The organism is Asticcacaulis sp. EMRT-3 (assembly GCF_030027245.1).
Taxonomy (GTDB): Bacteria; Pseudomonadota; Alphaproteobacteria; order Caulobacterales; family Caulobacteraceae; genus Asticcacaulis.
On sequence record NZ_JASERT010000001.1, the window covers coordinates 2302152 to 2322726 of the forward strand.

At 61.2% G+C, this 20575-nt stretch carries 18 protein-coding genes; 13 read left to right on the forward strand and 5 right to left on the reverse strand.

The annotated features are described in order from the left end of the window. Nucleotides 1-14: 14 nt before the first annotated feature. Nucleotides 15-710, forward strand: coding sequence for an orotidine-5'-phosphate decarboxylase (gene pyrF / locus QB905_RS10945; RefSeq protein ID WP_282975062.1), 696 nt, complete (start codon nucleotides 15-17; stop codon nucleotides 708-710). Here the strand turns inward: pyrF and QB905_RS10950 are convergent. Continuing rightward, nucleotides 707-928 carry a DUF1674 domain-containing protein gene (locus QB905_RS10950; protein ID WP_282975063.1) on the reverse strand — a complete coding sequence of 74 codons (222 nt, stop codon included), beginning with the start codon at nucleotides 926-928 and terminating at the stop codon, nucleotides 707-709. The two genes, pyrF and QB905_RS10950, sit on opposite strands and share 4 nt — an antisense overlap. Nucleotides 929-1044: 116 nt before the next feature. Between QB905_RS10950 and QB905_RS10955 the strand changes: the two genes are divergently transcribed. The 4 genes from QB905_RS10955 (at nucleotide 1045) to QB905_RS10970 (ending at nucleotide 5594) form a co-directional block, all read left to right on the forward strand. Then, nucleotides 1045-2469, forward strand: a complete 1425-nt coding sequence (locus tag QB905_RS10955) for an RsmB/NOP family class I SAM-dependent RNA methyltransferase (RefSeq protein WP_282975064.1) — start codon at nucleotides 1045-1047, stop codon at nucleotides 2467-2469. Between the two features lie 241 nt (nucleotides 2470-2710). Continuing rightward, nucleotides 2711-3376: a ribulose-phosphate 3-epimerase gene (gene rpe, locus QB905_RS10960; protein ID WP_282975065.1), complete on the forward strand. Its 666-nt coding sequence runs from the start codon at nucleotides 2711-2713 to the stop codon at nucleotides 3374-3376. Next, the gene (locus QB905_RS10965) at nucleotides 3377-5125 is read left to right on the forward strand and encodes a heparinase II/III family protein (protein WP_282975066.1); all 1749 of its coding nucleotides are present in this window, start codon (nucleotides 3377-3379) and stop codon (nucleotides 5123-5125) included. 88 nt (nucleotides 5126-5213) lie between these two features. Beyond that, the gene (locus QB905_RS10970) at nucleotides 5214-5594 is read left to right on the forward strand and encodes a glycine zipper 2TM domain-containing protein (protein WP_282975067.1); all 381 of its coding nucleotides are present in this window, start codon (nucleotides 5214-5216) and stop codon (nucleotides 5592-5594) included. A 56-nt stretch (nucleotides 5595-5650) separates the two neighbouring features. Here QB905_RS10970 and QB905_RS10975 read toward each other — a convergent pair whose 3' ends face one another. Beyond that, the gene (locus tag QB905_RS10975; protein ID WP_282975068.1) at nucleotides 5651-7852 is read right to left on the reverse strand and encodes a glycoside hydrolase family 3 C-terminal domain-containing protein; all 2202 of its coding nucleotides are present in this window, start codon (nucleotides 7850-7852) and stop codon (nucleotides 5651-5653) included. 246 nt (nucleotides 7853-8098) lie between these two features. On the opposite strand from QB905_RS10975, the gene QB905_RS10980 reads away from it, so the two are divergent. Beyond that, on the forward strand, nucleotides 8099-9361 hold the full coding sequence (locus tag QB905_RS10980) for a cyclopropane-fatty-acyl-phospholipid synthase family protein (RefSeq protein WP_282975069.1): 1263 nt from the start codon (nucleotides 8099-8101) through the stop codon (nucleotides 9359-9361). 26 nt (nucleotides 9362-9387) lie between these two features. Here the strand turns inward: QB905_RS10980 and QB905_RS10985 are convergent, their stop codons facing one another. Genes QB905_RS10985 through QB905_RS10995 form a run of 3 tightly spaced genes read right to left on the reverse strand, consistent with a single transcriptional unit; the run spans nucleotide 9388 to nucleotide 11102 of the window. Next, nucleotides 9388-9801, reverse strand: coding sequence for a DUF2177 family protein (locus tag QB905_RS10985; protein WP_282975070.1), 414 nt, complete (start codon nucleotides 9799-9801; stop codon nucleotides 9388-9390). Nucleotides 9802-9804: 3 nt separating this feature from the next. Next, a complete protein-coding gene (locus QB905_RS10990) occupies nucleotides 9805-10464 on the reverse strand; it encodes a ChrR family anti-sigma-E factor (RefSeq protein ID WP_282975071.1) in 660 nt (219 codons plus the stop codon). Beyond that, nucleotides 10461-11102, reverse strand: a complete 642-nt coding sequence (locus tag QB905_RS10995; protein WP_282975073.1) for a sigma-70 family RNA polymerase sigma factor — start codon at nucleotides 11100-11102, stop codon at nucleotides 10461-10463. Before QB905_RS10995 ends, QB905_RS10990 begins: the two co-directional genes overlap by 4 nt. 197 nt (nucleotides 11103-11299) lie before the next feature. On the opposite strand from QB905_RS10995, the gene QB905_RS11000 reads away from it, so the two are divergent. The 7 genes from QB905_RS11000 (at nucleotide 11300) to QB905_RS11030 (ending at nucleotide 20544) form a co-directional block, all read left to right on the forward strand. After that, a complete protein-coding gene (locus tag QB905_RS11000) occupies nucleotides 11300-12709 on the forward strand; it encodes an NAD(P)/FAD-dependent oxidoreductase (protein WP_282975074.1) in 1410 nt (469 codons plus the stop codon). Then, complete coding sequence (locus tag QB905_RS11005; RefSeq protein ID WP_282975075.1) at nucleotides 12706-13503, forward strand: DUF1365 domain-containing protein; 798 nt, start codon at nucleotides 12706-12708, stop codon at nucleotides 13501-13503. Before QB905_RS11000 ends, QB905_RS11005 begins: the two co-directional genes overlap by 4 nt. 2 nt (nucleotides 13504-13505) lie before the next feature. After that, nucleotides 13506-14360 carry an alpha/beta hydrolase gene (locus tag QB905_RS11010; RefSeq protein WP_282975076.1) on the forward strand — a complete coding sequence of 285 codons (855 nt, stop codon included), beginning with the start codon at nucleotides 13506-13508 and terminating at the stop codon, nucleotides 14358-14360. 77 nt (nucleotides 14361-14437) lie between these two features. Beyond that, nucleotides 14438-15781 (forward strand): glycoside hydrolase family 53 protein, encoded by a 1344-nt coding sequence (locus QB905_RS11015; RefSeq protein WP_282975077.1) that lies wholly within the window; start codon nucleotides 14438-14440, stop codon nucleotides 15779-15781. Nucleotides 15782-15936: 155 nt separating this feature from the next. After that, on the forward strand, nucleotides 15937-16518 hold the full coding sequence (locus QB905_RS11020) for an RNA polymerase sigma factor (RefSeq protein WP_282975078.1): 582 nt from the start codon (nucleotides 15937-15939) through the stop codon (nucleotides 16516-16518). Continuing rightward, the gene (locus tag QB905_RS11025; protein WP_282975079.1) at nucleotides 16505-17452 is read left to right on the forward strand and encodes a FecR family protein; all 948 of its coding nucleotides are present in this window, start codon (nucleotides 16505-16507) and stop codon (nucleotides 17450-17452) included. The genes QB905_RS11020 and QB905_RS11025 overlap by 14 nt, the downstream gene beginning before the upstream one ends. Nucleotides 17453-17640: 188 nt before the next feature. Then, nucleotides 17641-20544 (forward strand): TonB-dependent receptor, encoded by a 2904-nt coding sequence (locus tag QB905_RS11030; protein WP_282975080.1) that lies wholly within the window; start codon nucleotides 17641-17643, stop codon nucleotides 20542-20544. Nucleotides 20545-20575: the final 31 nt, after the last annotated feature.

The window sequence follows — 20575 nt, forward strand, 5'->3', positions numbered from 1 at the left end:
ACAGAAGAAACCTTATGACCTTCAATGCCGACCCGCGCCTGATCGTGGCCCTTGATGAACCTGATCTCGCCTCCGCCCGCGCCCTGATCGACAGGCTGGGCGACAGTGTCAGCTTTTACAAGATCGGCCTGACCCTGCTGGCGCAAGGTGGTTTGTCACTGTGCGAGGAACTGGCGGCGCAGGGCCGACAGGTTTTTCAGGACTGGAAGCTGCACGACATCGGCGCGCAGGTCGAGGGCGCAGCGCGCGCAGCGGCCTCAGGGGCCTGCCATCTGCTCACCGTTCATGCCGAGCCGCAGGTGATGAGGGCGGCGGTGGCCGGCCGGCAAAATGCCGGTTGCAAAATCATCGGCGTCACCGTCCTGACCAGCCTCAGCCAGACCGATCTCGACCATATGGGCTACGGCCTGAAGCTGAACGACCTGATCCTGCGCCGCGTCGATCAGGCGGTGGAATGCGGGCTTGACGGCGTAGTGGCCAGCCCGCAGGAGGCCGAAATGATCCGCGCCCGCGTGCCCGCCGATTTCCTGATTGTTACACCGGGTGTACGCCCGGTCGGGGCTTCGCTGGATGACCAGCAGCGCGTGGCTACGCCGCAGGACGCCCTGCGCAATGGGGCCTCGCATGTGGTGGTGGGCCGTCCGATCACCCGCGCCGCCGATCCGGTTAAGGCCACGCAAGACATACTGGCGGCGATTGAGGGTATCTAAAAATCGACAGCAATGCCCTTGCGTTCCCAGTCACCGAAGCGCGTCGGCTCCGGGCCATTGGGGCCACCCAGCTCTATGGCTTTTTGCGCCTCGGCCTCAGCCTTGGCGCGACGTTCAGCGGCTTCGGCCAGCGCGCGTTGCGCCTGCGGCGTCAGCACCTTTTTTGGCGTAAGCGCCGACAGGTCTTCGGGCGCGGTATCTTCGTGAGTCTGGGTCATGGCGGCATTTTACGCGCAAGCGGCTCCGGCGGCAATGACAAAGACATTTACGGATGCGGCGCAAGCGCCTATGACGCCCACTGACATTCCCCAGCATCTTAAGGTAAAGCCTGCTCATGGCCTCTCCGCCCGTAAAATCCGGCAAACCGACCTTTCAGCGCAAGCTGGCCCGCCAGAAGGCCGTCAATAAAGCCGTCATGGCGGCGCGAAAACCGGCCAGACCGGTCGATGCCCCCACCCCCTACGTCGATGACGGCGGCGACATCGGCCTGAAGGCGCGCACTGCCGCACTCGATCTGGTCAAGGCGGCGCTCGAAAAACGCTCCGGCTTCGATGAGGCTGTGACGCGCTCGGAATTTCTGGCCTTGAGCGATTCCGAACGCGGCTTTGCCCGCGCCCTGGCGCTTCTGATGCTGCGCCGTCTGGGCCAGCTTGATCATATCATTGCTAAAAAAACCAAGAAGCTGCCCAATCATGAGGTGATTGACCTGCTGCGCCTCGGTCTGGCGCAGATCGGCTTCATGCAGGTGCCGGACTTCGCCGCCGTCTCCACCACCGTTAAACTGGCCGACCGCAGCACGGCCACACGGCCCTTCAAGGGGCTGATCAATGCCATCCTGCGCGGCGTGGTGCGCGAAGGCGGCCTGCCCGCCCCCGTGGTCTCGAAACTGGCTCCCGACTGGCTGTTTCAGCGCTGGAAAATGACCTATGGCGAAGCCGACGCCGAGGCGATGGCGATGGTGCTGACGGGCGAACCGGCCACCGATCTCAGCTTCAAAACGCCTGCGGCCCTCAGCGAACTGGCGCCTGCACTCGAAGGCGAGACGCTTGGCCCGCTCACCTTGCGCAGCGCCTTACGCGGCGATGTGCGCGACTGGGCGGGCTATGGCGAAGGCGTTTGGTGGGTGCAGGATGCGGCGGCCAGCGTGCCGGTGAGCCTGCTTGGTGATCTGAGCGGCAAGACCGCCATCGATCTGTGTGCCGCGCCCGGCGGCAAGACCCTGCAATTGCTGGCGTCGGGGGCCTCGGTGGTGGCGCTCGACCGCTCGAAAAACCGCTTAAAGCGCGTCGAGGAAAATCTGGCCCGCATCGGTTACATTGCCGAACTGGCTATGGCCGATGCCGAGGGATTCGAGGATGCGCGTCAGTTCGACGTGGTGCTGCTCGATGCGCCATGCAGCGCCACCGGCACCTATCGCCGCCAGCCCGATGTTCTGTGGGGCACCCGGCCTTCGGACATTGCCAAGCTGGCCGATGTTCAGCACCGTCTGCTCGATTCGGCGGCAAGGCGCGTCGCCCCCGGCGGCGACCTGATCTATTGCACATGCAGCCTGGAGCGCGAGGAAGGCGAAACCCAGGTTTTGGCCTTTCTGCGCCGCAATCAAGCCTTCGAACTGGTGAAAATCGCCCCCGATCTGGCCGAAAGCTTAGGTGTTCCCTCAGCCAGCCTGCGCCCCGAAGGCTGGCTGCGCCTGTTGCCGCATCAGCGCGATGGTGGGCAAGACGGCTTCTTCGTGGCGTTGCTGAAACGTTGTGCATAAGACTTTTGGCCACGAAAGACACGAAAGGCACGAAATGAAGGCGTGTCGCCAATGCGTCATGGCGTGCTTCCCCGAAGAGATGTCGCCTGATCGCGGATTTTCGAGCCATTTTCGTGTTTTTCATGCCTTTCGTGGTCAAGCCCCTCTCCATCTCCGCCTGCCAGCAGGGCCGGAAAACGGTTGACCCGCCCCCTGCAATGACGCTTTAACTGCCATACCCCAATTCCGCGAGTTTGCCGCCATGCCATCCGTTACCCCGCTGATTTGCCCCTCGATTCTGGCCTCCGACTTTGCTTCGCTCGGTGCTGAAGTGAAGGCCATTACCGAGGCAGGCGCTGATTTCGTGCATATCGATGTGATGGACGGCCATTTCGTGCCCAATATCACCATCGGCCCCGATGTGGTGAAGGCGCTGCGCCCCCACACCGCCCTGCCGTTTGATTGCCACCTGATGATCTCGCCGGTCGATCCCTATCTGGAAGCCTTCCGCGAGGCCGGGGCCGATCTGATCAGCGTCCACCCCGAAGCGGGGCCGCACCTCGACCGCACGCTGAAATATATCCGCCAGCTTGGCGCGAAAGCCGGGGTGGTGCTCAATCCGGCCACGCCGATCGATATTCTTGACTGGGTGCTCGATGATGTCGATCTCGTTTTGGTGATGAGCGTCAATCCCGGTTTCGGCGGCCAGAAATTTATCGACGGCCAGTTGCGCAAGGTCGCGGCCATTCGCAAAAAGCTCGACGCCATCGGCCATCCGGCCATTCTGCAAATGGATGGCGGCGTCAATGCGCAAAACGCTGCCCGGTGCGTTGAGGCGGGTGCCACGGCCCTGGTGGCGGGCACGGCGGTCTTCCGCGGCGGCCCTTCGGCCTATGCCGCCAATATCAAGGCGCTGAAGGGTCTGTAAATGCAGACCACCCCATCTGCGCCTGCTGAGGTCGGCCATCATCCCAGCCCATCGACGCGCCCCACGGTGGGGCGCGTGCTGCTGGCCTGGCTGAAGATTCAATTGGGCGCCGAGCTTTTCGGAATGCCCGGCTATCGCCTGACCTTGCGCGGGCGCACGCCCGATGGCTTTCTGGCCGCGCCGCACGATGTCCGCTCCGCTAAAGCGGCCACCGGGCGCGCCATGCTGTCGGGCCGCTTCGCCCTGGCCGATGCGCGCATGAGTGTTCAGGGCAGCGGCGACCCGTGGAACCGCCCGTCGCCGACGCGCGCCTTCGCCCTGCAACTGCACCGTTTCGCCTGGTTACCGCCTCTGATGACTCAGGGCGAGGACGGCGCGAAAGAGGCTTTGCGCCTGTTTTTGCTGTGGCAAAAAACCTTCCGCAACTGGACGCCGTTTGCGTGGAGCCCGGCGGTTCTGCCGCGCCGCCTGATCCAGCTTTCGGGCTTTGCCCGCAAACTGGCGGCGCAGGGCACGCCCGAAGACAGCCTGATCATGGCGCAATCCATGAGCGAACAGGGCCGCCACCTGTTGCGCCTGCATAATGATCCGGCCACCCAGGCGACACGCGCCGTGGCTCTGGTCATTCTGGGCTGCGTCCTGGCCGGACGTGTCGGCGATGGCTTTCGCCGCAAGGGCTTGAAACGCCTGCCTGCCGCGCTGAAACGCACCGTTCTGGCCGATGGCAGCCATGCCTCGCGCAGCCCGCAGGCCGCGCTGGAGCTGCTTTATGATCTGATGATGCTCGAAGACGCCCTGGCCCAGCGGTCGCAGCCTGTACCTGCAAGCGTGGAGCAGGCCATTCAGCTTTTAAGCCGTTTCGTGCGCGTCATGTCGCACCCTGATGGCAGTCTGTGCGCCTTTCAGGGTGCCGAAAGCCTGCCCGAAGACCGCATCGCTCCGGCGCTTGTCCACACCGATAATCGCGCCGATGCCCGCGCCGCCGCCCTGCCGATGGCGCTGGAACAGGGCCGCTATCACCGCCTGCTTGGCCGTTCGCTCAGTGTTTATGTCGATGCGGGCGAGGCGCGCGCCGATGCTTTTGGCGTGGCGGCCTGCGACCAGCCGATGAATTTCGAGGTGTCGGGCGGGCGCGACAAGCTGATCGTGTCGCCGGGCTGGTCGCCATTGCAGGCTGACCGGCAGGCCTTTCGCGTTATCGGCGCAGCCAATGGCTTAAGCCTCGGCGAAGATGTCATTCTGGCCCCGGTCAGCGGGCGCTTCGGCGACCTGCTCGATCATGCGCTCGAAGGGCCGCGCTATAAGGTGCGTTCGCGCCGTGTCGAGGCCGGGGAGTCGGGCGCCCTGCTCGAACTGGAGCACGATGGCTGGAAGCCGAAATATGGTATGCGCCATGAACGCCGCCTCTATGTCGATGTGCAGCGCGACGAATTGCGCGGCGAAGATCGCCTGACCCCGATCGAATCGCGCAAGGACATGCCGGTGGCGGCGCCATTCGCTATCCGCTTCCTGCTCCATCCCGAAGTGCAGGCCTCGCTGGCGCGCGACCGTAAGAGCATACTTTTACGTGGCCCCGGCGGGCGCGGCTGGTGGCTGCGCCACGATGCGCGCGATGTAACGCTGGAGGAAAACGGCGTGGTGTTTGAGGGTGCATCGGGCCGCCGCACCACGATGATTGCGCTGCGTGGCACCTGCCGACTCGATGCGCCGACGCGGGTGCGCTGGAAACTGTCACCTGCCGAATCCTGAAGCCTTCTTTACCCGGCAGCGTATAATCATGACTGTATCCTTATACTCTTAGGCGGATAGTGGCCGCTCAAAGTAAAAGGAGACAGTCATGTCCAGATTTTATCATAAGGCCGCCGTCGCGGTTTTCAGCGCCAGCCTTCTGACAGGAGCGCTGGCCATCCCCTCCATCGCCAATGCCACCAGCTATGTCTGTAAATATCAGGAAAAGCACAGCAGCAAGACCGGTACGGTCGTCGGCGCTGTGGCGGGCGGGGCCATCGGCGGCTCGCTGGCCGACACGCACAATAAGGGTCTGGGCACCGTGGCCGGTGCCGTCGTCGGCGGGCTGATCGGCTCCAAGGTTGGCAGGAACCACGGCAAGGAAAGCTGCGAGAACGAACGCGCCTGGCGCGAGCGCACCGTCTGGGAAAAGGACAGCCACGGCCATCGCCACAAGGTCGTCTATAAATATGTCGATCCGCGCCGTTAAACGCCTGCGCATCGGAAAGATCGAATAGGGCTATGGTCGCAATGACCATAGCCCTTTTATTGTACCGCTATATCCATTGTCTCGCCCGGATCGGTCGAGGATTGCCCCACCACCAGCCGCACGGTTTCCGTCTCAACAACAAACCGGTTCTGCGCCTCATCCCAATAGGCAAGCTGGGCGGCTTTCAGCGGAATCGTCACCGTCTGGTTTGCGCCCGCCGCCAGATGGACGCGCTTGAAACCCTCCAGTTCGCGCTCGGGACGCGATACTTTCGAATGCGGATGCTGAACATAGAGTTGCACCACCGTATCGCCGGCGCGCGCGCCCGTATTGCTGACATCGACGCTGACATTGAGCGCGCCGTCCCTGGCCAGTTGCACCTGATCGCTGCGCAGATGGCTGTAATGGAAGGTGGTATAGCTAAGCCCATAGCCGAACGGATAGAGGGGCTGGCCCCAGTTGCCCTTGCTGAAATACATATAGGTGCGGCCATGACGGATATTATAGTCCATCATCGGCGGCAGTTGCGCCTCCGAAGCGGGCCAGGTTTCGGTCAGGTGGCCGCCCGGATTATAATCGCCGAAAATGACGCTGGCCAGGGCCGTGCCCTCGTCCTGCGAGGCGTGCGTCATGTGCAGGATTGCCGGTACATGGCCCTGCGACCAGGTAATCGTGTAGGGGAAACTCGACACCAGCACCATGACGGTTTTCGGATTGGCCGCCATCACCTGCTTGACCAGAGATTCCTGCGCTAAAGCAAGCGTCACACGGTCGCGGCCCTCGCGGCCATCGCCGGGATCGGCGCACGGCTTGGTGCCGTCGGCGATCCAGTCATGCGCCATATCGGGCCCGCAGGTCGGGTCATTGCCGACCACCACAATAGCCACATCGGACGCCTTCGCCGCCGCAATGGCCGCATCGCCACCAGCAGCATAATGAACGATCACACCGGGGCCGAGCAGGGCCTTGATGCCCTCAAGCGGAGTGACGGCATGGGGCGGCAGCCCGCCATACCAGTCCCAGTGGACACTGTCGGCCAGCGGCCCGATCACCGCCACCGATTTCAGCTTCGTCCTGTCGAGCGGCAAAAACGCATCGGCATTCTTCAGAAGCGTCACCGATTCGAGCGCCATCTGTTTCGAGATGTCCTGATCCTTAGCCGTCGTCCACGGTTCCGACCCTGAGCCAATCGACGCATAAGGCACGCGGTCGGGCGGATCGAGCAGGCCCAGTTTCAGTGTGACGCGGAACTTACGGCGCAAGGCGGTATCGAGATCGGCCTCTGTCAGCGAACCGTCCTTCAGGGCGGCGTGCACCTCATCCTTATAGGTGTCGAGAAACTGGTTGATACCCGCCTTCAGACAGGCCACCACGGCAGCTTCCTGCGTCGGGTAGCGCTTATAGAGCTTGACCAGATTGGTCACCGCTCCGCCATCGCTCGATATGACATCGGCGCCCCACTGGTCGATCACCAGACTTTGCAGCACGGGATTGACCGCCATCGGCGTGCCGTTCCACGCATTATAGGAGGCCATGACGCCGCGCGCCCCGCCGTCTTCAAAGCCCATGCGAAACGGCACGGCGTAATATTCATGGAACAGGCGCGCATCGAAATTCGAAGAAGACGAGCCACGGCCATTTTCATTGGAATTGGCCAGAAAGTGCTTCATCAGCGATGCCGCCTGCCAGTAATGCGGGTCATCGCCCTGCAAACCGTGCGCGAAGGCCGCCACCATGGTGCCATTGAGGAACGGGTCTTCGCCATACACCTCTTCGCCGCGTCCCCAGCGCGGATCGCGCGCCAGATCGGCCTGCGGCCCCCACAGCATCAGGATCGGATGGTGATAGCTGGCCGTGGTCTGGGTGATATAGCGGCCCTCATAGCCCTCGACCCCGCCCGCCTGACGCACCAGATCGGGGTCCCAGGTTTCGCCCATGCCCGGCGGCTGCGGAAATTGCGTCGTCGTGACAGGGGCCAATCCGCGTTGGGCATTGCCGCGCTGCACCACGCCATGAATGCCTTCCGAAGAGCCAAAGCTGGGAATGCCAAGGCGCGGCACGGCGGAATTGGTGCTGAGCGCGTCGATCTTTTCATCGACCGTCATCAGCGACAGGATATTATCGATGCGCTGGGCGGCAGGCAGGTCAGGATTCCGGAAGGGGTAAGCGGTTTGCGCGGCGGCGGGCAGGGCCATCCCTATCAGAGCCATCGCCATAAGGCTGCACAGGCTGGTCAGATGAGTCAGGGGCTTGGCCATCCATATCTCCCGCAATGCGCCACCTCTTCATCCGGGCGGCTGTGCAAAGGGTCGCACAGGCAGGCAGGGCCGCAAGTCGCAAAAAGCGGTGACGACTGCCCGCATTTACCGCTTCCTTATGCTTCGGATGACCTTTCCCATCGGCATTTTGCACTTTCGCCCTTCCTCTGCTAAGCTTGGTGACCCATGCGCAGACCGGGGCTGCGCATGACGTCTGGTTTCACACCTTATCTGAAGGGAAACAGGATGTTACATGCGTATCTGTCCAAACTTATCAAACGGGGCCGCCTCACGGTTCGGGTCAATCCCAATACGAGGTGGCAGTTCGGCGAGGTGATCCCTGACCGTCCCGACCTCGATGTCGCCATCTGGTTCAGCAGCCGCTGGAGTGCGATCAAGGTGGGCCTGAATCCCTATCTCTTTTTCGGCGAGGCCTATATGGACGGCGACCTGATCGTTGAGAAAGGCTCGCTCTGGGATCTGATGGAACTGGTCGGCCTCAATATGCGGGCCCTGCCGCGCCGCCCGGCGCTTTTTCGCCTGTTCAACCGCCTGAAGCAATTTTTGCCCGCCCATTCGCTGGCGGCATCGCGGCAGAATGTGGCCCACCATTATGACCTGTCGGAGCGGCTGTATCGCCTGTTTCTCGACGAGGACATGCAATATTCCTGCGCCTATTTCCGCGATCCCGGCATGACGCTGGAAGAGGCCCAGACCGCCAAGCGCGACCACATCGCCGACAAGCTGATGCTGTCGCCCGGCCAGAATGTGCTTGATATTGGCTGCGGATGGGGCGGCATGGCCCTGCATCTGGCCAAACGCGCCCAGGTCAATGTCACCGGCGTCACCCTGTCCACCGAACAGCTCGCCGTGGCCGAACAGCGCGCGCAAGGCCCGGACGTCAATGCCCGCGTCCGCTTCGCGCTCTGCGATTACCGTCAGGTCGAGGGCCAGTTCGACCGCATCGTCAGCGTCGGCATGTTCGAACACGTCGGCAAGGCGGCGTTCGACACCTATTTCGAGACGGTTTATGACCGGCTGAAGGATGACGGCGTGGCCCTGATCCACACCATCGGCCGACGCGGCGAATCGGGCGCGCGCTCGGCCTGGCTCGACAAATATATCTTCCCCGGCGGCTATATTCCCAGTTTATCGGAAATAACAAAATCGGTGGAACGCGCTGGCTTGTGGATCACCGATGTAGAACCTCTGCGCCTGCACTATGCCGAAACCCTGAAATGCTGGCGCGAACGCTTTATGGCGCACCGCGCGGAAATCCAAGACCTGTATGATGAGCGTTTCTGCCGCATGTGGGAATTCTATCTCGCCTTCTGCGAACTGGGTTTCCGTCATGCCGACCTGATGGTTTTCCAGGTGCAGATCGCCAAGCGTATCGACACCCTGCCGATGACGCGCGACTATATGATGGCGCGTGAGATGTCGGCCGAAGTGGTCAGTTTCGAGGAGGAATCGCGCAAACTGCGCGAACGGCCGCGTCGGGTGCAATAGCTTATAATTCCATTTATATGGAATGATCAGGCTTTACGCTTTAATCCCATGATCATGGCGACGATATGGGCGGTCAGCACGGCGGCGAACGTGCCCCAGCCCATATCGATAAAGCTTAAGGCGTGCGGCCAGTCGGTGATGACGGCAAGGCCCGTCAGATCATAGGTTGAAAAGGCGGCCAGCCCGAACAGCCCGGCGCGCACGGTCAGATCAAGCCGGTTGAGGCCTGCGCCCGTCTTGATGGCGGGCCAGATCACCAGCCAGTGCAGGGCGAAACCATAGATCAGGTAAAAACCCGCCGCCGCGAAGAGATTGGCGTCAGGGCGCATCAGCGCCCCCATCGCCGGACGGTAAAGCGTCTCCGCTGTCGTCCCCAGCCATATAAAATCCAGACCGAGCAGAACCAGCAGAACCAGCAGCAGGCTTAGGGCGAAACGCATCGCTCAGACCCGCGAAATGGGCTGGATCAGTCTGCCGAGCCAGGTCAGGGGCAGGATCGACGCTTCCAGTGTCACCAGACACAGGCAATCTTCCTGAATGGACGGGGAGTGATGCACGACCTCGTCGCACACGGTCAGGTCGCCCACCTCATACTGGCCGAGCGCATCGCTGAACCGGCCCTTCAGCACCAGGGTCATTTCGCGGCCACGGTGGGTGTGTTCGGGCATGGTCATGCCCTTTTTGACGTGCATCAGGAAGGTCTTGGCGGTTTTTGAGCTGTCACCGGCCTCTACCGGTGCCATCCAGACACCGGGCGCCGCCCAGTAACGCTTCTTCACCACCACATCGCGCAGCGACTCCGGCAGCTCAAACCCCTGCAAGAAGGCCGGACGACGCGGCAACGCTGGCATTGTTTCTGTTTCCGCCTCCACAGGCCGTTCGATACGCGCCAGCGCCAGATCGAGCGCATTTTCCGACATGGCTACTTCGTCAGCCGTTTCCAGCATCGCCCCGCCCACGGCATCGAGCAGGCGCAGATCGGCGCGGCACTGAGCGCAGGTTTCCGTATGGGCGCGCATGATCAGCGCCTGCCCGCCGGACAGCCGACCGCAATGATAGTCCCACAAAACATCTTCACCCGGATGGTGACGGACGCTACTCATAAAGTGTCTCCTGAAACCGTAACAAAGGCGGCGCGCAGGCGGGTCAGGCCCAGGCGCAGGCGCGATTTGACCGTGCCCAGGGGAATAGACAGGGCGCGGGCAATATCGCCATGCGACAGGTCTTCGTAAAAAGACAGGCGCAGGATGGCCTTCTGCTCCTCCGGCAGTCCTTCGATCAGGGCCGACAGGGTGGTGGCCGACTGGGCATCGACCAGTTGCTCATCGGCGGACTTATCATTTTCCGGCTGCCACAGATCTTCGGGCAGGGCCTTGACGCGCTTGACTTTTCGCGCCTGATCGATGCGCAGATTGCGCGTGATCGAATAGATCCAGGTTGAGGCCGCCGCCTTGGCGGGGTCGAACATATGCGCCTTGCGCCACACATTGAGCAGAGCGTCCTGCACCAGATCCTCGGCCTCGGCAGCATTCAGCCCCTGCCCCATCACAAAGGCCTTGAGCCTCGGCGCAAAATGGCTGAACAGTTGCGCATAGGCGGCGCGATCCCTGTGTTCGGCGATGCGCACGATCAAGACTTCCGCCGAAACTTCCGTTCGGACGGCAGCCACATCAGAGGTCGTTTCGATCTTCTCATTCATCCGTGCAGAAGACCTGATTGTCAGGGCCTGGTCAAAGGTCATTTTGCCTAATTCATCTTACCCCGGACGAATGACCTGAGAAAGGTGATCCGAAGGGGTGGTTCGAGAGAGCAGACTGGTGAAATTCTGTGCAATCTACGCACATCTCGGTCAATCGGATCACCGCAAAGACGCACGGGTGATCCGTCATGGCGGCGGGGGCGTACACAATCTGTAAATAAAATCACGGAAACCAGTACATGCACGACGGCTTCAGTTCGCATCCTCAGTCCCGCAACGCGCCGCCCCTTTCCGTCAAGGCGGGCGGCACGCGACGCATCGCGGTGATCGGTTCGGGCATTGCCGGGCTTTCCGCCGCCTGGATGCTCGATTCCCACGCCGAGGTGACCGTGTTCGAGGCCTGCGACCAGATTGGCGGCCATAGCCACAGCGTTAATGTCGGCACCGACGCTGATCCCCTGTGGGTCGATATGGGCTTTATCGTGTTCAACGAGCCCTGCTATCCCAACCTCGTGCAGCTTTTCAAAACGCTTGATGTTGCGCACCAGCTTTCCGACATGTCGTTCGGCGTCTCGATGGATAAGGGGCGGCTCGAATATTCGTCGCTCGGCCTGCGCGGCCTGTTCGCCCAGACGCGCAACCTGTTCCGCCCACGTTTTTTAAGCCTGCTGCTCGATGTCGTGCGCTTCTACCGCGAAGCCCCACGCGATCTGGCGGCGCGCAACCGGCCCGGTTACCGCCTCGGTGATTATCTGAAGGATCGCAATTATGGTCGCGCCTTTATCGACGACCATCTGTTGCCGCAGGCCGCCGCCATCTGGTCAAGCTCGGCGGCGCAGATCATGGACTATCCGTTCCGCGCCTTCATCACCTTCTTTGAAAACCACGGCCTGCTGCAAATCACCGACCGCATCCTGTGGCGCAGCGTGATCGGCGGCGCTCAGGCCTATCTGGCCAAACTGAGCGCGCCCTTCGCCCACCGCATCCGTACCTCAACCGCCATTACCGGCGTCAAACGCCATGCCCGCGGCGTCACCCTGCGCGATCAGCATGGCCAGAGCCATGAATTCGACGAGGTGATCTTCGCCACCCACGCCAATACCACGCTGAAAATTCTCGGCGACGAGGCCAGCCTTGATGAGCGCGCTGTGCTGGGTGCCTTTGAATATACGGTCAATGAGGTGGTGCTGCACACCGATGAGAGCCTGATGCCCAGGCGCAAGGCCGCCTGGTCGAGCTGGAACTATATTGGCGAACGGACCGAAGACAGCGCGCGCCAGCTCTGCGTCACCTACTGGATGAACCTGTTGCAGGTGCTGAAAACAAAGCAGAATTACTTCGTGACGCTCAACCCCACCCATCCGGTCGATCCACAAAAAACCCTCAAACGCATCGCCTTCGATCATCCCCTGTTCACTGCCGAAGCTATCGCGGCGCAAGCCGAGCTGGCCAGCCTTCAGGGCGTCCGCCATAGCTGGTTCTGCGGGGCCTATTTCGGTTCGGGCTTTCATGAAGACGGCCTGCAATCGGGACTGGCCGTGGCCGAAGCCCTTTCGGGCCAGCGCCGTCCGTGGGATTTCGACTGGGCACAAAGCCGCATCGGCTATAATCCGTGGGTGAAGGATTCGCTGTTGCAGGCGGCAGAATGAGCATGGAAGCGGCCATCTATACCGGCGACGTCGTTCATCAGCGCTTTGCGCCGAAGCGACACCGCCTGAACTATCGCATTTTTCAGGTGCTGTTCGATCTCGACCGGCTGGATGAGCTGAAAGCCTTGCGGCTTTTATCGCATAACCGCTTTAATTTGTTCGGTTTTTATGATGCCGATCACGGCCCCGACAAGGCGCAGGCGAAGGCCGCACCGCTGAAAGACCGCATGGTGGCGCTGCTGCGCAGCCACGGTCTTTATGAGCCGGGCGACCGTTTGTTCCTGCTGGCCATGCCGCGCGTGCTCGGTTTCGTATTCAATCCGATCAGCCTCTATTTCGTGCAAACCGCCGATGGCGCGCAGCGCGCGATTGTTTATGAGGTCAATAATACGTTTGGCGACCGCCATGCTTACGTCTTGCCCGTTTACAGCCAGAACCGCCATATCCGTCAGACCAGCGACAAAAAACTGCATGTGTCGCCCTTTATGGACATGGACATGACCTATCGTTTTGATCTCAATGCGCCCGATGAGCGCTTTTGGCTCAATATCCGCGTCGATCAGCAAAAGACTGATACGCCGATGCTATTCGCCGCTTTCACCGCCGTCCGCCGCCCGCTGAAGGACGCCGAACTGTGGCGGCTGTTCATTGTCATGCCGCTGCTCACCCTCAAGGTGGTGGCCGGGATTCACTGGGAGGCGGTTTTGCTGCTGGCCAAGGGGCTGCGCCTCAAACCGGATCCTAAAAAGGCCGCAGCGGCTGCCGAAAACGCCAAGTTCAGCGCGACACAATGACGATGAGCCGACGTAACCTGCTCAGTTTGCTGGGGCTGGGGCCGCTGCTGGCCGCCTGCAATACGCTCAGCCTGTTTAATACCTTCACCCCCAAGGAGAGCGGCGTCAAACGCATCGCCCGCGACATCGCCTTTGGCGCTGATCCGCGCCAGACCTATGATCTCTATGCGCCGAAAGACGCCACAGGCCCCTTGCCCGTACTCGTCTTCTTCTATGGCGGCGGCTGGAACAGTGGCTCGAAAAACGACTATGTCTGGATGGGCCACGCCCTGGCCGCTATGGGGTATCTGGTGGCCATTCCCGATTACCGGCTGGTGCCGCAGGTCGTCTATCCGGCCTTTCTCGACGATAATGCCGCTGCCATTCATCACCTGATGGCCCATGCGGCCGATCATGGCGGCAATCCGGCCCGGCTTGGCGTTTGCGGCCATTCCGCCGGTGCCTATGCAGCGGTGATGATGGCGCTGGATCCGGCCTATTTTGGCCCGAGGAGCGGCCATTCAGCCATAGCCGCCTGCGCCGGGATTTCGGGCCCCTATGACTTCTATCCGTTCGATGTGGCAGCCTCGGAAGATGCCTTTGGGGCTTGGCCGCACCCGCTGGAAACCCAGCCCGTCGCTTACGCCGCGCCCACAAATACGGCCTTTTTGCTGATGCAGAGCCGCGCCGACAAGATCGTCGGCACGCGCAATGCCGTCAATCTTGAGGCCAGACTGAAAGCGCAAGGTTGCGATGTCCGCCTGCTGATGTTCGAGGATTTAAGCCACGAAGATATGGCGGCGGCCTTTTCCCTGCCGTTTCGCGGCAAGGGGCCACTCTATACCGATCTGCAAACCTTTCTGGCGCGTACGCTTTAGGCGCATGACCTATTGATGAACGAGCCGAGGTCTGCGCTGGTTCGGCGGAAAAGCCGCCGCCGTTCATCCTTACCCTTATGAAACATCTCGTCCTGCCTGCGCTGGCTACCGCGCTCATAAATATCCCCGCCCCTGTTCTGGCCCATGATATCTGGTTTGGCGCCGACCTGTCTTACGTCAATGAGATGAAGGATTGCGGCGCCCAATACAGCTATGAGGGCCTGAGCGACCCCTATGCCATCTTCGCCAAAGCCGGCACCAATCTCGTGCGCGTGCGCATCTGGGTCAATGCGGGCTGGACCCACTATTCCAACCTTCCCGATGTCGAAAAGACCATCCGCGCCGCCCGTGCCAACGGCATGAAGGTGCTGCTTGATTTCCACTATTCCGACGACTGGGCTGATGGCGGCAAACAGATCGTGCCCGCCGCCTGGGCAAGGCTTGACGAAGACGGACAGGTGAAGGCGCTTTACCACTATACGCTGAACACGCTCGACGCCCTGAAGGCCCAGGGCCTCATGCCCGATATGGTGCAGGTGGGAAACGAGACTAATGGCGAAATCCTGCAAACCGAGCCACAAAAGGACGTGCCTATCCACTGGGCGCGCAATGCGAAGCTGTTCAATGCCGGAATCAAGGCCGTGCATGAGGCTTCCGCCGACAGCGCCATCAAGCCGCAGATCATGCTGCATATCGCCCAGCCGGAAAATGTCGAGGCGTGGTTCGATGCCGCCACCAAAGCGGGCGTCACCGGTTACGATATTATCGGCATGAGCTATTACAGCAAGTGGTCAGAGGAAAACCTGACAGGGCTTGCCGCCACGATCCGCCGTGTTCACGCCAAATTCGGCAAGGCGGTGGTGGTGGTCGAAACCGGATACGCCTTCACCGACGCTTTCAATGACAAAGCCCCCAATCTGCTCGGCTCCGATTCGGCCCTGAAAGGCTATCCGGTCACGCCGCAGGGGCAGGCCCTTTATATGCACGATCTGATGCAGGATGTGCTCGATGCGGGCGGCGAAGGCGTCGTCTATTGGGAACCGGCCTGGGTCTCGACCAAATGCCATACGCGCTGGGCGCAAGGGTCAGACTGGGAAAATGCTGCCTTTTTTGACTTTAAGGGCCAGGCCCTGCCCGCGCTCGACTGGGCGAAAGCCGCCTATGTGCTGCCGGTCGAGGTCAGATTCAGCGTGCCCGATACGGGCCAGTCCGCGCAATATGTGGCGGGTGACTTCAGCGGCGGCATCATCGTGACCATGCAGCGCGACGGCGCGAATTTTACCTACCGGACATGGTTGCGTCCCGGCAGCACGGTTGTGGCCGCCACCGCGACAAGCGCCGAAGCTGTGGGCGATGCTGAAGCCCTGAAGATGACCATTCCGCAAGCTGGCGGCACGCTTGTGCTGGCCGCGCCACATTGATTTTAATTATCATATAATATCCTGACACGAGTCAAAAACCATGTTACCTATCCTGTATAAAACCGGCATGGCCGCGCTCAGCGCGCCACAAAGCCGCGACAGGGTCAAAGGCCTGGACAGGGCCAAAGGCCTCGACAGGGAAAGTGGAAAAGACAATGGCGGATGTCTTGGAAGGTGTAAGTGCAGGCGGGGTTGCAGCGGAAAGAGATCTGCGTCACGCCGAACTCCTGGCCTTTGTGGCCGCTCATATATTGCCGCACGAAAGCGCCTTGCGCGGCTGGCTGGCGCGCTTGGGTGTCAAATCCGGCGAACGGGATGATATTGTGCAGGAAGTCTATTGCCGCCTTTTGCGCCTTGATGCCGTGGCGCACATCACCGAACCGCGCGCCTATCTTTTTCGCAGCGCGCGCAATGTCGTGCTGGAGCAGGCGCGGCGCAACCGCGTCGTTTCGATCACCACCATGCAGAATATAGATGAGCTGGGCATGGCCGATAGTGGCCCCGATCCTGAGGCCGCCACCTCTGTGCGCGCCGAGCTGAAGCGCGCGCTGGGCCTGATCGCGCGCCTGCCCGAACGCTGCCGGCGCGTCTTTGAGATGCGCAAAATCCACGGCCTGTCGCAGATGGAGACGGCGCGTGCCCTGCATGTCAGCGAAAATATCGTCGAAAAGGAAACGGCGCGCGGCTTAAGCCTCGTTCTGCGCTATCTGGGTGAGGCCGGGCATGTCGCGGATTGACGAAGAGGCCGCCGCCTGGCTGGCGCGCCGCCGCAGGGCACGAAGTCCGGACGCGATTCACCCCGATGATGCCGCCGAAGCCCGTTTCCGCCTGTGGTATGAGGCCGATCCGCGCCATCGCGGCGCTTATCTGCGCGCCGAGGCCGCCTGGCTGATGCTCGATTCTGCGCGCGGCATGGCGCTGGCCCAACGCAAGCCCGGCATTGATCGCCGCCTGCTGCTGAGCGGGGCCGCCGCCGCCAGCCTGGCCGGGGTCGTGGCGGTTGGTATCAGCCGTTCACGCCTGAGCTTTGCCACCGAACGCGGCGAACTGCGCAATGTGCCGCTGGGCGACAAATCTCTGGCGGCGATCAATACCGATAGCCAGATCGAGGTCGATATGACCGAAAGTTTGCGCCATGTGCAGCTTGTCAAAGGCGAGGCGTGGTTTCAGGTCGCCAAAAACCCCGATGCGCCCTTCGTGGTGTCGGCAGGCGATGTGCGCGTGCGGGCGGTCGGCACAGCCTTTGGCGTACGCCGCCATGATCATGGCGCCGATGTGCTGGTCACCGAAGGCACGGTCGAAACCTGGCGCGTTGGCGAACCCGGCAAGCGCACACGCCTGACTGCCGGCAACGAAGCCTTCGTGCCCTATGCCGCCGCCACGGTGGATGTCGCCTTCCATCCCGGTGAGGTGACGCGCAAACTGGCCTGGCGCGAGCGTGAGATCATCCTCAAGGAAGAAAGCCTGGCCGATGCGGCAGCGGAATTCAACCGCTACAACACCACCCAGATCGTCATCAGCGATCCCGAACTGGCCAGTCGCAAACTGGTGGGCGGGTTCCGTGTTGACCAGCCCGACAGTTTCGCCCGCGCCGTCCATGCCGCGCTCGATGTGCCGGTCAGCATCGCCGATGACCGCATCACGATTGGCGTGGCAAGCGGCGTCTCATAATTGTCACAAAAATGATTGACCTGAAAATTTATCGTATAATTTCGGCGGAAACTCCCTCGCCTTGCATCTGATCCTTGTGAAGGCGGCCACAACGCCTTTTGACCAAAGCGCTGTTCAGGCAGATCTGGAGAGCGTGGCAAAGCAAAAATCAGGGCGCTCAACGCCCTGAAAACAACAGGGAACAGATTATGTCCGTCTTTAAATCCGGGGCGTTGCGCAACCTTTTGATGAGCGGTGCGGCGGCCATGACCGTCATGTCAGCACCCGCCTGGGCGCAAACCGAAAAAACCTTTCAGATTCCCGCGCAGGATGCCACCACGGCCGTGCCTCTTTTCGTGCAGCAGTCGGGGCTTCAGGTGCTGGCCACAGCCGAAGATCTGAAGGGCATCCGCACCCATGCCGTGCAGGGCACGATGACCGCTGATGCGGCGCTTGACGCCCTGATCCGCAATACCGGCCTCAGCATACGCACGCGCGATGGTAATTCCGCCGTTCTGATGCGCACGGCGGCACAGACGGCACCCGCCTCCACCACAACCCCTGCCGCCACCGAGCCTGACACACAGGAGGTCGTTGTGGTGGGTATGCGCAAATCCCTGCGCGATGCTCTCGACATCAAGCGCCGCCAGACCGGCATTGTCGAGGCCATTTCCTCGAAAGACATCGGTGCCCTGCCCGATGTCACCATTGCCGAGGAACTGAACCGTCTGCCGGGCGTCACCACCTCGCGCGACCGCGGCAATGCCAGTCAGGCCTCGATCCGCGGCCTGGGTACGCGCATGGTTCTGGGCACGGTCAATGGCCGCGAAGTCGCCTCCTCCGAGCCGGATCGCAGCGTGCGCTGGGAAATCTATCCGTCTGAAATGGTGGCGGGCGTCGAGGTCTATAAATCGTCGGAAGCCAGGCTGATCTCCGGCGGCATTTCGGGCACGATCGATCTGCGTACCATTCGCCCGCTCGACTATAGCGGCCCAAGCCTCGTGGTGCGCGCAGGGCCGCTCGATTACGAAGGCGGCAAGGCTTTTCCGGGCTATGACGGCATGGGCTATCGCGGCTCGCTGTCCTATGTGTTCAAGCCCGCGCCCAATTTCGGCGTCGTGATCGGTCTGACCTCGCAAAAGCAGAAGAACGGCTATGAGTCGGTGCAGGGCTGGGGTTATAATGACGGTGCCGACAATGGTGCTGTGCTGGCTGGCAACGCCACCAAATACAACACGCCGTGGGGCAGTCAGGCCGAAGGCGACAAGCTGACCGAAACCCGCATGGGCGCATCGCTCGGCATGCAATGGAAGGCGTCGGACAATTTCGAACTGGCCTATGACCTGCTTTATTCCGACATCAAAATCGACGAAGATCAGGATCAGGCCTGGTGGGGCAATAATGTCTGGGGCAACTGGGACGGCGGCAACACGCAAAACTATATTGACGGTGCAGCCGCCTCCGGCAAGGCCCCGGTCATCAACAGTAATGGCGATGTGGTGGCGGCTACCGTCACCTGGGCACCCGATGAATCGGTGGTTGCCAAATATAAGGAAGACAAGACCCTTATCGTTACCGGCCTGAACGGCAAGTGGACGACCGCCGACTGGACCGTGGTGGCCGACGCCTCCTATTCCAAGGCCGAGCGTTATAATAGCTGGGCCGCCGACAAGTTCCAGTACTGGCCCGCCACCATGTCGTTCGATTTCACCGGCAAGCCAAGGGTTTCGGTATCGAGCGCGCCACAGGATAACACCCAGACGCCCGATGCCGGTCAGTGGGAAACCGGCCATGTTGCCGATACCCTAAGTGCGGCGCAGGTGGATGCCACCCGTCACTTCGACAAGGGCTTCTTTACCTCCTTGATGTTCGGTGCCCGTGTCGCCGACCGCCGCAAGGTGCTGGGCAATGTCACCGGCACGGTGGCGGCCCTTTCGGGCGTCACGATCGATCCCTCGCAACTGGATACCTACCAGTTCAAGAATTTCGACATCCCGACCATGCTGACCGGCGATTTCGACGCCATTGCCCAGCAGATATATGGCCGGACTCTCCATTATGACCCCAAGGCCGAACCGGATAGCGACCGCGTTGAGGAAAAGGTGGCTGAGGCCTATATCGAAGGTGCCTACGCCACCAATTGGGGCAGCATACCTGTCGATGGTAATTTCGGCGTGCGCGTGCTCGACGTGAAGACAGACAGCCACGGCACATCCACCCAGGCCGGGGACTGGGTGGAAACCCCGCCGGGCAGCGGCACCTGGGTGCAGCAAATGGTCACCACGCCGGTTTCGGGCGGGGTCAGCTACACCAAGCTTCTGCCTTCCGCCACTGCGCGTCTTGATTTTGGTAATGGCCACTATCTGAAACTGTCAGCCGCCGAAGTGGTGTCGCGTCCGCCGCTCAACGATATGATCATCACCCGCCAGATCTCGGCTTCGGCCCCCTATACGGGCAGTTCGGGCAATCCTTACCTCCAGCCGTTCGAGGCCACCCAGCTCGATGCCAGCTATGAATGGTATTTCAGCAAGGATTCGCTGTTCGCCCTGGCCGGCTACTACAAGGATGTGAAGCACTATATCGGCTATGCCTCGCGTAATGAGACGATCAACGGCAATGCCTATACCCTGACCTCACCCGTCAATGCGAGCAAGGGCGGCTATATCAGCGGCTTAGAGCTGACCTACCAGACGCCATTCAGCTTCATTCCGGGCGGCGAGCATTTCGGCATCTATTCCAACTATGCCTATGTCAGTTCCGACCTGAAGGAAATGAGCGCCAACCTGCCGCTCAATGGTCTGGCGAAAAACACCGCCACGCTCGACTTCTGGTATTCCAACCACGGCATAGATGCGCGGCTGGGCACCAAATACCATTCGACCTATACGGCCATCTATGGCTGGAATGATTCGGCTCTGGTGCGGATCAGGCCGGAAACGACGATGGATTTCAGCGTTTCCTACCAGATGACCGCGCACCTTCAGGTGCGTTTGCAGGCCGCCAACCTGCTCAATACACCGCTCAAGACCTATGAAAACAATATTGCCGACCGCCTTGGCCGCTGGGACTATTATGGCCGCAACTTTCTGGTCGATCTGACGTTTAAGTACTAGAGCAACGAGCGTTTAATTTGACTTACAAATT

Coding starts and splice junctions, on each gene's coding strand:
- pyrF (WP_282975062.1), top strand. CDS start 15: ATGACCTTCAATGCCGACCCGCGCCTGATCGTGGCCCTTGATGAACCT.
- QB905_RS10950 (WP_282975063.1), bottom strand. CDS start 928: ATGACCCAGACTCACGAAGATACCGCGCCCGAAGACCTGTCGGCGCTT.
- QB905_RS10955 (WP_282975064.1), top strand. CDS start 1,045: ATGGCCTCTCCGCCCGTAAAATCCGGCAAACCGACCTTTCAGCGCAAG.
- rpe (WP_282975065.1), top strand. CDS start 2,711: ATGCCATCCGTTACCCCGCTGATTTGCCCCTCGATTCTGGCCTCCGAC.
- QB905_RS10965 (WP_282975066.1), top strand. CDS start 3,377: ATGCAGACCACCCCATCTGCGCCTGCTGAGGTCGGCCATCATCCCAGC.
- QB905_RS10970 (WP_282975067.1), top strand. CDS start 5,214: ATGTCCAGATTTTATCATAAGGCCGCCGTCGCGGTTTTCAGCGCCAGC.
- QB905_RS10975 (WP_282975068.1), bottom strand. CDS start 7,852: ATGGCCAAGCCCCTGACTCATCTGACCAGCCTGTGCAGCCTTATGGCG.
- QB905_RS10980 (WP_282975069.1), top strand. CDS start 8,099: ATGTTACATGCGTATCTGTCCAAACTTATCAAACGGGGCCGCCTCACG.
- QB905_RS10985 (WP_282975070.1), bottom strand. CDS start 9,801: ATGCGTTTCGCCCTAAGCCTGCTGCTGGTTCTGCTGGTTCTGCTCGGT.
- QB905_RS10990 (WP_282975071.1), bottom strand. CDS start 10,464: ATGAGTAGCGTCCGTCACCATCCGGGTGAAGATGTTTTGTGGGACTAT.
- QB905_RS10995 (WP_282975073.1), bottom strand. CDS start 11,102: ATGACCTTTGACCAGGCCCTGACAATCAGGTCTTCTGCACGGATGAAT.
- QB905_RS11000 (WP_282975074.1), top strand. CDS start 11,300: ATGCACGACGGCTTCAGTTCGCATCCTCAGTCCCGCAACGCGCCGCCC.
- QB905_RS11005 (WP_282975075.1), top strand. CDS start 12,706: ATGAGCATGGAAGCGGCCATCTATACCGGCGACGTCGTTCATCAGCGC.
- QB905_RS11010 (WP_282975076.1), top strand. CDS start 13,506: ATGAGCCGACGTAACCTGCTCAGTTTGCTGGGGCTGGGGCCGCTGCTG.
- QB905_RS11015 (WP_282975077.1), top strand. CDS start 14,438: ATGAAACATCTCGTCCTGCCTGCGCTGGCTACCGCGCTCATAAATATC.
- QB905_RS11020 (WP_282975078.1), top strand. CDS start 15,937: ATGGCGGATGTCTTGGAAGGTGTAAGTGCAGGCGGGGTTGCAGCGGAA.
- QB905_RS11025 (WP_282975079.1), top strand. CDS start 16,505: ATGTCGCGGATTGACGAAGAGGCCGCCGCCTGGCTGGCGCGCCGCCGC.
- QB905_RS11030 (WP_282975080.1), top strand. CDS start 17,641: ATGTCCGTCTTTAAATCCGGGGCGTTGCGCAACCTTTTGATGAGCGGT.